At 63.6% G+C, this 13,002-nt stretch carries 15 protein-coding genes; 10 read left to right on the top strand and 5 right to left on the bottom strand.

The window, feature by feature from the left end; all coding sequences use genetic code 11:
* The first annotated feature begins 460 nt into the window (after positions 1 to 460).
* Both QX132_RS05165 and QX132_RS05160 read left to right on the top strand, forming a co-directional pair.
* On the top strand, positions 461 to 1,657 hold the full coding sequence (locus QX132_RS05165; RefSeq protein WP_315775935.1) for an XRE family transcriptional regulator: 1,197 nt from the start codon (positions 461 to 463) through the stop codon (positions 1,655 to 1,657).
* 3 nt (positions 1,658 to 1,660) lie between these two features.
* Positions 1,661 to 2,173 carry a DUF4411 family protein gene (locus QX132_RS05160; RefSeq protein WP_315775934.1) on the top strand — a complete coding sequence of 171 codons (513 nt, stop codon included), beginning with the start codon at positions 1,661 to 1,663 and terminating at the stop codon, positions 2,171 to 2,173.
* An 84-nt stretch (positions 2,174 to 2,257) separates the two neighbouring features.
* Here the strand turns inward: QX132_RS05160 and QX132_RS05155 are convergent, their stop codons facing one another.
* The 4 genes from QX132_RS05155 to QX132_RS05140 form a co-directional block, all read right to left on the bottom strand.
* Positions 2,258 to 3,298, bottom strand: coding sequence for a hypothetical protein (locus QX132_RS05155; RefSeq protein WP_315775933.1), 1,041 nt, complete (start codon positions 3,296 to 3,298; stop codon positions 2,258 to 2,260).
* 401 nt (positions 3,299 to 3,699) lie between these two features.
* Entirely contained in the window at positions 3,700 to 3,954 is a 255-nt protein-coding gene (locus QX132_RS05150; protein ID WP_315718031.1) for a DUF3297 family protein, read from the bottom strand.
* The gene (locus QX132_RS05145; RefSeq protein WP_316160285.1) at positions 3,951 to 4,427 is read right to left on the bottom strand and encodes a glutathione peroxidase; all 477 of its coding nucleotides are present in this window, start codon (positions 4,425 to 4,427) and stop codon (positions 3,951 to 3,953) included. The genes QX132_RS05150 and QX132_RS05145 overlap by 4 nt, the downstream gene beginning before the upstream one ends.
* Complete coding sequence (locus QX132_RS05140) at positions 4,427 to 5,821, bottom strand: amidase family protein (RefSeq protein WP_316160284.1); 1,395 nt, start codon at positions 5,819 to 5,821, stop codon at positions 4,427 to 4,429. The genes QX132_RS05145 and QX132_RS05140 overlap by 1 nt, the downstream gene beginning before the upstream one ends.
* Before the next feature lie 244 nt (positions 5,822 to 6,065).
* On the opposite strand from QX132_RS05140, the gene QX132_RS05135 reads away from it, so the two are divergent.
* Positions 6,066 to 7,169: a lactonase family protein gene (locus QX132_RS05135; protein WP_316160283.1), complete on the top strand. Its 1,104-nt coding sequence runs from the start codon at positions 6,066 to 6,068 to the stop codon at positions 7,167 to 7,169.
* 80 nt (positions 7,170 to 7,249) lie between these two features.
* Complete coding sequence (locus QX132_RS05130; protein WP_316160505.1) at positions 7,250 to 7,684, top strand: group III truncated hemoglobin; 435 nt, start codon at positions 7,250 to 7,252, stop codon at positions 7,682 to 7,684.
* 54 nt (positions 7,685 to 7,738) lie between these two features.
* On the opposite strand, the gene QX132_RS05125 is transcribed toward QX132_RS05130, so the two are convergent.
* The gene (locus tag QX132_RS05125) at positions 7,739 to 7,996 is read right to left on the bottom strand and encodes a DUF6894 family protein (protein ID WP_315718026.1); all 258 of its coding nucleotides are present in this window, start codon (positions 7,994 to 7,996) and stop codon (positions 7,739 to 7,741) included.
* A 305-nt stretch (positions 7,997 to 8,301) separates the two neighbouring features.
* Here QX132_RS05125 and pqqA point away from each other — a divergent pair, with 305 nt between their 5' ends.
* The 6 genes from pqqA (at position 8,302) to pip (ending at position 12,993) form a co-directional block, all read left to right on the top strand.
* Complete coding sequence (pqqA, locus tag QX132_RS05120) at positions 8,302 to 8,382, top strand: pyrroloquinoline quinone precursor peptide PqqA (protein ID WP_012029362.1); 81 nt, start codon at positions 8,302 to 8,304, stop codon at positions 8,380 to 8,382.
* Positions 8,383 to 8,597: 215 nt separating this feature from the next.
* Positions 8,598 to 9,527 (top strand): pyrroloquinoline quinone biosynthesis protein PqqB, encoded by a 930-nt coding sequence (gene pqqB / locus QX132_RS05115; protein WP_315811657.1) that lies wholly within the window; start codon positions 8,598 to 8,600, stop codon positions 9,525 to 9,527.
* A gap of 20 nt (positions 9,528 to 9,547) precedes the next feature.
* Positions 9,548 to 10,303: a pyrroloquinoline-quinone synthase PqqC gene (gene pqqC / locus QX132_RS05110; protein ID WP_409999327.1), complete on the top strand. Its 756-nt coding sequence runs from the start codon at positions 9,548 to 9,550 to the stop codon at positions 10,301 to 10,303.
* 206 nt (positions 10,304 to 10,509) lie between these two features.
* A complete protein-coding gene (pqqD, locus tag QX132_RS05105; RefSeq protein ID WP_315811655.1) occupies positions 10,510 to 10,818 on the top strand; it encodes a pyrroloquinoline quinone biosynthesis peptide chaperone PqqD in 309 nt (102 codons plus the stop codon).
* On the top strand, positions 10,815 to 12,011 hold the full coding sequence (gene pqqE / locus QX132_RS05100) for a pyrroloquinoline quinone biosynthesis protein PqqE (protein ID WP_315811654.1): 1,197 nt from the start codon (positions 10,815 to 10,817) through the stop codon (positions 12,009 to 12,011). Before pqqD ends, pqqE begins: the two co-directional genes overlap by 4 nt.
* Positions 12,004 to 12,993: a prolyl aminopeptidase gene (pip, locus tag QX132_RS05095; protein WP_315811653.1), complete on the top strand. Its 990-nt coding sequence runs from the start codon at positions 12,004 to 12,006 to the stop codon at positions 12,991 to 12,993. The genes pqqE and pip overlap by 8 nt, the downstream gene beginning before the upstream one ends.
* Positions 12,994 to 13,002 lie beyond the last annotated feature (9 nt).

Genomic DNA, 13,002 nt, shown 5'->3' with positions numbered 1-13,002 from the left:
ATGTTGCTCCGGCTTCGGTTGTGACGGGAGCTGCACGGGTGCAGGCCCGGTGTTGGTCCAAGGACGGCCCAGACCGGCAAGTCCCGACACGCCGCGGGACAAATCTTGCGCTCTGGGGAACCGCTTCGCTGACTCAGATGGAACGCTTCGAGCCGCGTGGACTACCCCGAAATTCGGAAGAAGAGGAGATTTGGCGTCGTCCTTCAACCAACAGGAGCGTTGAAAAACCAAGCGGAATTTGCCTTGAGCAGGTACGAGGCGTGACACAAACTCACACCGGTCCAAGGTACTCCCCCCTGCTACCCGGCCGGGGTCGAAACACCCTCTGGAGTGTTATGATAATGGATTCTATAGTCGCATGGTCAGTCCGCCCCTTCGGAATCTTTAAGAATCGAGGGATACGTTTGTTGCGCTGACTTGATGGGTTTTCGCCAAATTGGCTTTATGCGATGTTCGAAACATGCCTGACGTGAATCCAGATATTCTGATTTGGGCGCGCGAGACCGCTGGGCTTACGCCTGACGAGGCTGTCAAAAAGCTGGGCATAAACCCTAGCAAAAACATGACCGGCGCCGAGAAGCTAGAGGCCTACGAAAAAGGCGTACTGAGTCCGTCACGACCTCTGCTCGTCAGGATGTCACAACAATATAGACGTCCTCTAGTGGCTTTCTACATGAAAAGCAGACCAGCGCAGGGCGCCCGCCCGGAAGATTTTCGAAACATCCCGGATAGAGATCCCGACTCGGACATTTTGATCTCAGTTCTCGTGCGCAATGTGAGAGCAAGGCAATCTGCAGTCCGAGAGATCCTCGTAGACGACGAATCCGCTCCGCTGGCATTCGTTGCTTCGAAATCAATCAAGGACGGTCCGACGGCTGTTCTAGAAAGCATAGTCAACATTACCGGAATGAAGCGCGAGGAATTTCGCGCGAGGCCTACTCCTGAGCTCGCTTTTGCCTACCTGAGAGCAAAAGTTGAAGCGGCCGGAGTTTTTGTCCTACTGATTGGCAACCTGGGCAGCCATCATACTGCGATAGATGCGGAAGCATTCAGAGGTTTCGCCCTTGCGGATGAAATTGCCCCCTTCGTTGTTGTCAACGACCAGGATGCAAGAACAGCCTGGTCGTTCACGCTGATCCATGAATTGGCGCACATTTGGCTTGGCGCCAGCGGCATAAGCGGCAAGGTTTCTGACGTGGAAACCGAAAAGTTTTGCAACACCGTTGCCAATCTATTCTTCCTTTCGGACGCCGAGCTGGACACACTGAAAATTGAGAAGGGCGAATCGCAGCAAGAGACAATTTCGAAGATTTCGGAGTTCGCCAGGAAGCGTCACATAAGCGGATCGATGGTTGCGTACAGCCTCCTGCGAAAGGGCAAAATCACAGTTGAGACGTGGCGCGCCATCACACATTTTTTTTCTACTCAATGGCGGAGGAGTCGAGACGCTCAAAAGGAGCGAGATCAAGATTCATCGGGGCCAAATTACTACGTTGTTCGGCGACATCGTTTGGGGCGCGCCCTGATGCATACCGTCTTGAGAGCTTTAAACGAAGGAACTTTAAGCCCTACCCGCGCGAGCCAAATCTTAGGCGTCAAGCCACGAAGCGTCTCTCCGCTGTTGAGTGACGCAGCTTTTGGCGGCAGAGCCGCTTAAGCCATGCTGTATTTGCTGGATGCGAATGTTCTCATTACAGCTCATACACTTTACTACCCCGTCGATACGGTACCAGAATTTTGGAGCTGGCTAGCCTACCAAGGCGCTGCAGGCTCATTGAAAATCCCCATCGAGAACTTCGAAGAAGTGAAAGATGGAGGCACGGACGATGAGAAGGACCTGCTTTTTGGCTGGATTTCAGACAAAGATGTTCGAGAGGCAATCGTGCTCGACGCTCAAAGTGACCCCGCGTTGGTGGCGGAAGTGATCAGCCGCGGATATGCTCCCGACCTTACCGAAGATGAGCTTCCGGCACTGGGGCGAGATCCATTTCTCATTTCGTACGCACTAGCTTCTCCTAAAGATCGATGCATCGTTACGACCGAAGTTTCGAAACCCAAGCGAGTGAGACAAAACCGGCATATTCCAGACGTATGCGGAACGCTCGGAGTGCAATGCTGCGACACATTTAAAATGACCAGAGCGCTCGGTTTCAAGACGGGATGGAAGCCCTAGCATTATTAGTAGCTGGCTAGCTAATTCACTACCTCTCGACGCTGACAAGCTCCCAAAGATAACAAATCGTGGCATTCAGTAACCCTACGGCCGCAGCCGCAGCACCGCCGCCGGCAGATTCGCGGCCAGCCACTCCGCGATCACCCGCTGCTTGCGGTGATAGGCCAGCCCCACCGCGACCACCGCAACGCCGATCAGCGACAGCGCGAACGGGAACAGCAGCGAATCCTTGAAGACGACGTCGGCGAGATGGCCGAGATACATGGTGATGCCGATGGCGCCGAACACGGCGTAGGCGCGGCGGACGATGATGACGGCGATCGCGAGCAGGCCGACGTTCAGCAGGCAGTAGATCGCCTTGCCCAGCTCGGTCGCGCCTTCGGTGGCGCTGACGCCGCCCCAGAAGGCCATCAGGCCGAACAAGTGCAGCCAAAAGCCGAAGTCGCGGCTGTGGCTGGTGTAGTCGACGATCCACGCCACCGCGAGAATGCCGAGGCCGAACCAGATCGACACGATGCGGCGCATCTCCCAGTCGAAATGGCTGACATTGAAGATCCAGGGCGTGAGGTCCATCGACATGAACCACAGTGCGACCGACATGATCGCGACGATGAAGGGCACGCGATAGAAGCGCAGCGCGATCGCACCCGCCGCGATCGTGGCGATCTCCATGAACAGCCAACTGCCCTTGATCCAGACGTAGAAGTCATGAACCGTGCCGGGCTTGCCGAACTTGCCCCACCAGCCGAATTCGGCCTGGACGCCGTAGACGGCGAGCGGTGCCATCGACACGGCGATGGCGATCAGCAGGCCGCCGGGGACGCGTAGGTCGCGGCGCCAGAGGTGGTCGCCGGCGAAGCCGAACGCGGCGGCATAGGCGAGCGCGCAGGCCGTCAGGGCGCGGCCCCCCATCTGCGAGAAGGCCACTGTCGAGAACAGGCCCATGGCGCCGATCACGATCAGCGCGCCGGCGTACCAGAGCAGATGCGCGGCATCGAATTTGGCGTGCGCCGCCGGACCCGCCTTCGCCTGTTGCTCGAGGTAGGTCAGCAACCGCTGCAACTCGTCGGGCCCGATCGCGCCGGCCCCGGCTGCGGCGCGCAGATCTTGTTCCGAATAGGACATCGTCTTCACCCTCTGTGATCTCGCCGGAGACGGCACGCAGGGGTCCGATCGCGCAAACGCCTGGGGACGTCGCGCGTCGGGACCGGTGCCGACGGGGCGGATATGGGTGAGTGTAACGGAATGTGAGCGACGTTCAATATGATTTTGAACGACGCTCAAATATCTACGACCAACGTTCTAAATTACCCATCGCGACGCGGGGACTAAAGCTGCTTCGACCCCGCCCTTCTCCACACCGTCATGACCGGGCTTGTCCCGGCCATCCATGTCGTGCGCCTGGAATGACGACGTGGATGCCCGGGACAAGCCCGGGCATGACCAGTCCTGGGTTGGCGGTTTGCCTCATCGCTGAGGCCAGAGGTTGGCGGATACGACCACCAGAGGCCCGCAGCGCAGTCGCCTCAATCCTTGAAATACGGCTCGACCGGGCCGTGGACCTTGATGGTCAGCGGGTTGCCGTGGCGGTCCTTGGCGTTCCCTGCGGCGACGCGGATCCAGCCTTCGCTGATGCAGTATTCCTCGACATTGGTCTTCTCGGCGCCCTTGAAGCGGATGCCGACGTCGCGCGACAGGATCTCCGCATTGTAATAGGGGCTCTTCGGATCGACCGACAGCCGGTCAGGAAATGGGGTCGCAGTCGTCTCGTTGTCGCTCACAGCAGTGCCTCGATCTCTTTCTTCAACGCCTCGGGCGTGGTGGTCGGCGCATGGCGCGACACCACGTGACCGGTGCGATCGACCAGGAATTTGGTGAAATTCCACTTGATCGCTGAGCCCAGCAGGCCCGTCTTCTCGCCCTTCAGGAACCGGTATAGCGGATGCGCGTCCGCACCGTTGACGTCGATCTTCGCGAACAGCGGAAAGGTGACGTCGTACTTGCCGGCGCAGAACGCGCCGATCTCCTCGGCCGTGCCGGGCTCCTGGGCGCCGAACTGGTTACAGGGAAATCCGAGCACGGCAAAGCCCCGAGACGCATAGGCCCGGTGCAGCGCCTCGAGACCACGATATTGCGGCGTGAAGCCGCAGGCGCTGGCGGTGTTGACGATCAGCAGCACCTGGCCCTCGAAGCGCTTCAGCGGCACCTCCTCGCCGGACAGCGAGGTCGCCGTGAAATCGGTGATGCCGGCCATCAGCCCAGCACCGGATCGATCGGCGACGGCGGCGTGCCGCCGGCCTCGATCGCCTCGCCGGCAGCGAGGCACATGTCCTCGCGAAAGCGCTGGCCGACAAGCTGGACGCCGACCGGGACGCGGCCGACCATGCCGGTCGAGACCGTCAGGCCCGGCAGGCCGAAGAACGGAATCGCGATCTGCGTGAGCTGGGCGTGCCAGACCTGCCTGAAGGACTCCTCGTCCTTGCGGTCGAGCTGATCGGCGAACGGCAGCATGCCCGACACCGGCATCAGCAGCAGCGGATGCTGCTCCATGAACAGGAGCCATTGCCGGGTCAATGCGGCTCGGCGCGCCAAGGTCTGCGACAGGTCGAACGGATGCACCTTGTCGCGGTTGCCGCGTAGGCAGGCGAGCGCACCGGGGTCGCCCTCCTTCTCGGCCGCCGCAAGCTGCGCCTCGTAGCCGTCGCCGAGCCACAGCCGGGTCTGCAGCAATGCGGCCTCCTGCATCGGCGGCGTGTCCGCGACCTCCTCGACGGTCCAGCCGGCGGCTTCCAGCCGCCTGGCGGCATCGCGCAAGGCGGCCACGACCTCCGGCACCGGGTTCAGCCCGTCCGGGTTGACGCACAGCGTGACGCGCTTCGGCAGCTCCGGGCCTTCGAGCGGCACCGGCATCCACCAGACGTCGCGGACGTCGCGCGCCGACATCGCCGCCAGCGCGATCCTGACGTCGTTGATCGTGCGGGCGAGCGGGCCCGAGACGGCGCTGATCTGCGGTCCGATCGGACGCTCGGGGAACTGTGTATTGAAGGCGGGGATGCGCCCGACCGTGGGGCGCAGGCCGTGGATGCCGCAGGCATAGGCGGGATAGCGGACGGAGCCGGCGATGTCAGTGCCGTGGCCGATATGGCCGATGCCCGCCGCGGTGGCCGAGCCGGCGCCGCCCGACGAACCTCCGGGCGTGATGCCGGGGTCGCGCGGATTCTTGGTGTGGCCGTGGATGAGGTTGCTGGTGAACCAGCGATAGGACACCGCCGGGGTGTTGGTGCGGCCGAGCAGCACGGCACCGGCCTTGACCAGGTTGTTGACGACCGGATTGTGTGCCGACGCGATCGCGTCCTTCTGCAGATTGAGGCCGTTGGTGGTGGCGAAGCCGGCCTGGTCGACATTGACCTTGATCGTCACCGGCACGCCGGCGAGCGGCCCCGGATCCTCGCCGCGCGCCAGCCGGGCGTCGATGGCGTCGGCCTGCTGCAGCACGTCCTCGGGGCGATGGTCGATCACGGCGTTGATCGCGGGATTGACCGCATCGAGCCGCGCCAGCGCCGCGGTCGCGGCATCGCGGGCGGAGACCTGTTTCGACTTGATGAGGGCGGCGAGGTCGGCAGCCGGCAGGCGCCAGAGTTCGGTCATGGGGAGCTCCGTGGTGACGGATGGCTGTTCTAGCGCGCGGGCTGGATGGGAGAAAGCCGTCCAGGCGCGGCACTCCGGGATAGCCCATGCAGCAACGCGCATGGGTCTTGTCCCCCGCTCGCCGATCGGGACCGAGGGGACGATCAATGCCAATCCTGCATCGATCGATCCGGAAACAAGCTTGGTCAAGCTTCACAAACGACTTTAAGACCTCAAGCAACAACATCACGAAGGGGGAAACCACATGATCAGACCGGGCACCATCATGGCCGCTACATTCGTTCTCGCCGCTGCAGCAACGCTGGCGCCGCGCGCAGGCCACGCCGAGACCTACGCCTATGTCGGCAACGCCGACAGCAACGACATCAGCGTCTTCAAATTCGACGCCGCGACCGGCGAGATGATCCCGGTGCAGACGGCTTCCTTCGTCGGCGTCGACAAGCCGGGCTCGTCGATCCCGCTCGCGGTCAGCCCGGACAAGCGGGTGCTGATCGCCGGTGTGCGGTCGCAGCCTTACCTCGCGGAGAGCTTCGCGATCGATGCCAAGACCGGCCAGCTCACGCATGTCGGCAACGGCCCGCTCGCCGACAGCATGGCCAACATCGCCTTCGACCGCACCGGCAAGGTGCTGTTCAGCGCGTCCTATGGCGGCAACAAGGTCGCGGCGAATCCGGTCCAGGCCAACGGCGTGGTCGCCGCGCCGAGCCAGGTGCTCCCGACCGGGCTGAACGCGCATGCCTTCCTGCCCTCGCCCGACAACCGCTTCGTGTTCGCGACCAATCTCGGCTCCGACCAGGTGCTCGGCTTCGCCTTCGACGCCGCCACCGGCGCGCTAACGGCCAAGGATGCGCTGACGGTGAAGACGCCGGAGAAGTCAGGGCCGCGCCACTTCATCTTCCACCCGAACGGCAAGTTCATCTACCTCCTGCACGAGCTCAACGCCGATCTCGCCGTCTATGCCTATGATGCCGAGAAAGGCAGCTGGAGCGAGCAGCAGCGCACCACCGCCCTGCCCGCCGGCTTCACCGGCAAACCCTGGGCGGCCGATCTTCACGTGACGCCTGACGGCAAGTTCCTCTACGCCTCGGAACGCGGCTCGAACACGATTGCCGGCTTCAAGGTCGATGCGGCCAGCGGGCGCCTGACCTTGATCGGCAGCGTGCCGACCGAGACCCAGCCGCGCGGCTTCGCCATCGATCCCACCGGGCGCTATCTCGCCGCTGTCGGCGAGCTGTCGAACGGCATGACGGTGTATCGGATCGACGCCGCCGGCGGCGCGCTGGAGAAGCTGAAATCCTACGCCGTGGGCAAGAAGCCGAACTGGGTGGAGTTCGTCAGCCTGCCGTGACCGAACGCCAGGGCCGCCGCGAGATCGTGAGTGGCGGCCCCGGCGTTTCCACCGGCGCTATCATCCCCTATATACAGCGCATGACCATGCCTGCCGCCCAGCCCGACCGCCATCCCCTCGCCGTTCAACATCCGGAACTCGACGACGCATCGATCCGCCTGCTGGTCGAGACCTTCTACGGGCGCGCACGGGAGGACGAGCTGATCGGCCCGATCTTCAACCGTGCGGTGGAGGATTGGGACGAACATATTGGCAGGATCAGCGATTTCTGGTCGTCGATGTTCCTGAAGACCGGCCGCTACAGCGGCGCGCCGATGCGGCCGCATCTGTTGCTGTCGTTGCAGGGGCCGCATTTCGACCGCTGGCTGCAACTGTTCGAAGCCACGGTGCGCGACCTGTTCACGCCCGACCTCGCGGAGCTCTTCATCATCCGCGCCCGCCGCATCGCCGACAGCTTCGAGATGGGCATCGCCAGCACGCGCGGCGACATCGTGCGCCCGCGCCATTCGGTCTGACCCCGGCTGCAAACATGCGAGCGTTCGAGGAGCGGCGATGCGGCCGCTCTGCGCTCAATGGCGCGTCATCGATTGCGCCGGCATGTTGAAGATCGCTTCGGAGAACGGGAACTCCAGCACGATCTCGCCGTCCTCGTCGGTGACCTCGATGACGGCCGTCATCAGCGCCGCGTTGCCGCCTTCGGTACGCAGCAGTTCCTTGATCATGTCGCGCGCGACTTCCCAGGCGCGGTCGGGACTGCGCAGCACCTCGCCGTCGGTATCGGAGACCAGTTCCTCGCCGATCCGTGTGTTGAAGAAATATCTAGGCATCATCAGCTTCCAATGGGGTCGCGCGCTTGGGTTTTGAAGTCTCGAACATCTCACGACTGCTTCATCCGGCCAGCTCAGCCCCTCAAGCTAGGGACCGAATTGTACGGCGTTGCGAAGCCATCGATCACGAATTCGTTGTTTTCGCGGCTCAATCCGACGAAAACGGCAGCAACTCGCATCTGCAACTTCGCACTGCAATAAACAGGCCTGAGAGGCTCAAACAAAAAGATTCCACTGGCGAACTTTTCGTAGCACGGTAGTTTAATGCTGAGGACGATAACCGTCCCGTCTTGAAGGAGAGGACAATGGCCTGGAAAGCACCGAAGATCGTTGAAGTGCCGGTCGGCATGGAAATCAACATGTACGCCTGCGCGGCCCGCAAATAATTCGCGGGTGTGACGTCCAGGTCTCGGCGATCAGGACGTCGACGCTTGAGGGTGGGGATCAGCGACCGCGTATGTGCCAGCCCGTACGCGGGTCGGATGTCCCACCCTCGTCACCTTCCCTGCGGGCGATCCTGGCCGTTGGTCAGCTTGCCTGTCGGTCATCCTGCCGCTGGTAATCGCGTGCGCCACCACAGCTGAATTCCAGGAGACGGCTCATGCTTCGCCTCGTCGTCCTGGGCGCCGCCGCAGGCGGTGGAGTGCCGCAGTGGAATTGCGGCTGCCCCGTGTGTCGTGCCGCGCGCACGGATCATCCCGAGATCAGCAACAGCCAGGCCTCGGTCGCGGTCAGCGCCGATGGCGCCAACTGGTTCCTGATCAACGCCTCGCCCGATCTGCGTCAGCAGGTCACCCGAACGCCGCAACTGCATCCGAAGCCCGGCGCCTTGCGCCACAGTCCGATCGCCGGCGTGATCCTGACCAATGGCGAGATCGACGCGGTCACGGGGCTGCTGTCGATGCGCGAGAGCTCGCCATTTTCGATCCATGCGCATCCCAAGGTGCTTGCGATCCTCAGATCGAACAACATCTTCGATGTGCTGAAGGACGAGACCGTCAAGCGCGTGCCGATCGTGATCGATGTGCCGTTCCGGCCGCTTTTGCAGGACGGCAGGCCCTCGGGCCTGGAGGTCACGGCCTTCGCCGTCTCGGGAACGAGCGCGTGGTATCTGCGCGACAAGCAGCATCCCGGCGGTAGCTCCTCGATCGGCGACACGCTGGGCCTGAAGATTGCCGATCTCGAAGGCGGCCAATATTGCTACGTCATCGCCGCCTGTGCCGGCGTCGACGATGATCTGAGAACGAGATTGAAGGGCGCGCCCCTGGTGCTGTTCGACGGCACGGTGTGGCGCGACGACGAGATGATCCAGGCCGGACTCGGCAACAAGACCGGGCAGAGCATGGGACATATCGCGATGTCTGGAGAAAGCGGCGCGATCAAGTCGCTGGCGGATATCGGGATCGGCAGGAAGGTCTTCCTGCACATCAACAACTCCAATCCGGCGTGGCTGCACGCCTCACCCGAGCGGCAAACGTTGGAACGCGAGGGATGGGAAATCCCCGCTGAAGGGATGGAGATCGAGCTGTGAGTGAGGCGAAACTGAGTGGAATGACGGCGCTGTCGGTCGGCAAGGGCGTGACCTTGAACAGTGCCAGCGAGCTGGAAGCGGCGCTTCGCCATATCGGCGCGACGCGCTATCACAACCTGCATCCGTTTCATAAGCTGCTGCACGGCGGCAAGCTGAACAAGGGCCAGGTGCAGGCCTGGGCGCTGAACCGCTACTACTATCAGTCGACGATCCCAATCAAAGACGCGATGGTGATGACGCGCTTCCGCGATCGCGCCACCCGGCTGGAATGGCGGCACCGCATCGAGGATCATGATGGCGACGTCGGCAGCGAAGGCGGCATCGAGCGCTGGATCAAGCTCACGGAGGGCCTCGGCCTCGACACGGACTATGTCGAATCCACCGAGGGCATCCTGCCCGCTACCCGTTTCGCGGTCGAAGCCTATGTGCATTTCTGCCGCGACCGCACGCCGCTGGAGGCGATCGCCTCGTCGCTGACCGAGCTGTTCGCGCCGAGCATCCATGAAGAGCGTATCTCGGGCATGCTCGAGCACTACAATTTCGTCAACAACGACACGATGAGCTACTTCAAGCGGCGTCTCACCCAGGCGCCGCGCGACGCCAACTTCGCGCTGCATTACGTCAAGGAGCACGCCACCACGCCGGAGCAGCGCGCCGCCGTGTGCAACGCGCTGATCTTCAAGACCAACGTGCTGTGGGTGCAGCTCGACGCGCTGTATTACGCCTATGTCGAAGGCAACATCCCGCCCGGCGCCTTCGTGCCGAAGGAGGGGTAGCCGTGTCCCGTTTGAACCACCGCTCTCGTACCGCGAACGGTGCACTCCCTCCCCCCTTGCGGGGGAGGGTTGGGGTGGAGGGTCCACACGGGAAGTCTTTGCTGGGACCCCCACCCCCGACCCCTCCCCGCAAGGGGGAGGGGAGTGGCATCGTGCTCTGCGCGGCCACCGTGCTTCTTCACGACTACACGACTTAGAGACCCGCCATGGCCCCGCGTCACATCCAAGTCACCGAGACCAGCCGCGTGGTGCTGCCGCGACACACCAAGCTGAAGTTCGACGAGACGCGCCAGGTCTGGGTCATCCTCGCCCCTGAGCGCGTGCTGGCGCCGGACGAGATCGCGGTCGAGGTGCTCAAGCTGTGCGACGGCGCGCGCGCCGTCGCCGGCATCATCGACGATCTCGCGGTGAAATATGCCGCGCCCCGCGACGTCATCGCGACCGACGTCGTCGCCATGCTGCAGGATCTCGCTGACAAGGGATTCCTGACCGAGGTTCGGGAGACGACATCATGACCGAGCTCACCGAGACGACGCCGCAGATCGCCGCGAATGACGGCCTTGCCGTGCTGGAGCGGCGCGGCTCCGTGGCCGAGACCTACGGCATCCCGCTCGCCGTGCTGGCCGAGCTGACGCATCGCTGTCCGCTGCAATGCCCCTATTGCTCCAACCCGCTGGAGCTCGATCGCGCCGGGCAGGAGCTGACGACGGCGGAGTGGAAGAAGGTGCTGTCGGAGCTCGCCGAGATCGGCGTGCTGCAGATCCACTTCTCCGGCGGCGAGCCGACCGCGCGCAAGGATCTGGTCGAGCTGGTGCAGCATGCCAACGACGTCGGGCTCTACACCAACCTGATCACCTCGGCCGTGCTCTTGACCCGCGAGCGGCTCAAGGAGCTGGCCGATGCCGGGCTGTCCCATGTCCAGATCAGCTTCCAGGGCAGCGAGGCCGGCATCGCCGACCGCGTCGGCGGCTACAAGGGCGGCCACGCCAAGAAGCTCGAAGTGGCGCGCTGGACTCGCGAGCTCGACCTGCCGCTGACGGTCAACGCCGTGATGCACCGGCAGAACCTGCATCAGCTGCCTGATATCATCCGGATGGCGGTCGATCTCGACGCCGACCGGCTCGAGGTCGCCAACGTGCAATATTACGGCTGGGCGCTGAAGAATCGCGCCAGCCTGATGCCGACCTACGCCCAGCTCGAAGAGACAGACCGCATCGTCGAGGACGCCCGCGAGCGGCTGAAGGGCACGCTGACCATCGACTACGTGGTGCCGGACTATTACGCGCTGCGGCCGAAGAAATGCATGGGCGGCTGGGGCCGGCAGTTCTTCAACATCTCGCCCTCGGGCAAGATCCTGCCCTGCCACGCCGCCGAGAGCATCACCGGCCTCGACTTCATGTCTGTCCGTTCGAACCATTCGATCGCCTGGATCTGGCAGAACTCCGAGGCCTTCAACCGCTACCGCGGCACCGGCTGGATGAAGGAGCCGTGCAAATCCTGCGAGTTCCGCGAGATTGATTTCGGCGGCTGCCGCTGCCAGGCGTTCGCGCTGACCGGCGACGCCGCCAACACCGATCCGGCCTGCACCTTGTCCCCGCTGCACGAGAGCATCTTCAAGCAGGCCGAGCGTGACGCGGCCTCGGGCCAGGACCGCTTCCTGTATCGCAACTTCGCCGGCGGCACGCCGGAGAACGGCAACGATGCCTGACGCCGAAGCCGGCCGCGCCTCCGCGCACCGCAGCGATCCGTTCATCCCGCTGACGTCGGAATGGCTGGATGTCTCCGGCGGTCACCAGATCTATGTCGAGAGCAGCGGCCGCGCTGGCGGCATTCCCGCGGTTTATCTGCACGGCGGGCCGGGCTCCGGATGCCAGCCGGATCACCGCCGGCTGTTCGATCCCGAGCGCTTCCACGCCGTGCTGTTCGACCAGCGCGGCGCCGGCCGTTCGCGTCCTGCACGCAGCCGCGACAACAACACCCTGCCCGACCTGATCGCCGACATGGAGGCGATCCGCGAAAGATTCGGTTTCGAGCGCTGGATCGTCGCCGGCGGCTCCTGGGGCGCCACCTTGGCGCTGGCTTATGCGCAGGCGCACCCGACGCGCGTCACGGGGCTGGTGTTGCGCGCGACCTTTTTCGGCACCCGCGCGGAGGTGGCGACCGCCTTCGGCGAGACGCTGGCGCGCTTTCACCCGGCCCTGCACCGCGACTTTCTGGAGCTGCTGCCGGAGAACGAGCACGCCGATCCGTGCGACGCCTACTTCCGGCGCATCCTCGATCCCGATCCGGCGATCCATGGCCCTGCCGCCCGCGCCTGGCACGATACCGAGCGCGCGCTGTCGGAGGTGAAGCCCGCGCGCGCCCGGCTCGATCGCCTCGCCATCCGCTCCGGCACCGCCTTGCCGGCGACGCCGTTCATGGAGGCGCACTATTTCTCGCACGACAGCTTCATGGCGCCGGACCAGTTGCTGCGCAATGCGAACAGTCTCAACGGGATTCCCGGAATCATCGTGCAGGGCCGCTACGACCTGCTTTGTCCGCCGGCGACCTCGGCACGGCTGGCGGAGGTGTGGCGCGACGCCGAAATCCGTGTCGTCGAAGCCGCAGGTCACAATCTTTATGACCCCGGCATCCGCGATGCGGTCATGAAAGCCATCTCCGACATGGCTAAGCGCACGACCGCGCCTTAAACATGTGAT

Source organism: Bradyrhizobium sp. SZCCHNRI20481 (assembly GCF_032485055.1).
In the GTDB taxonomy this organism is placed as follows: domain Bacteria; phylum Pseudomonadota; class Alphaproteobacteria; order Rhizobiales; family Xanthobacteraceae; genus Bradyrhizobium.
Note: the sequence above shows the minus strand (reverse complement) of the source record. Positions and strands in the feature narration are given on the sequence as shown.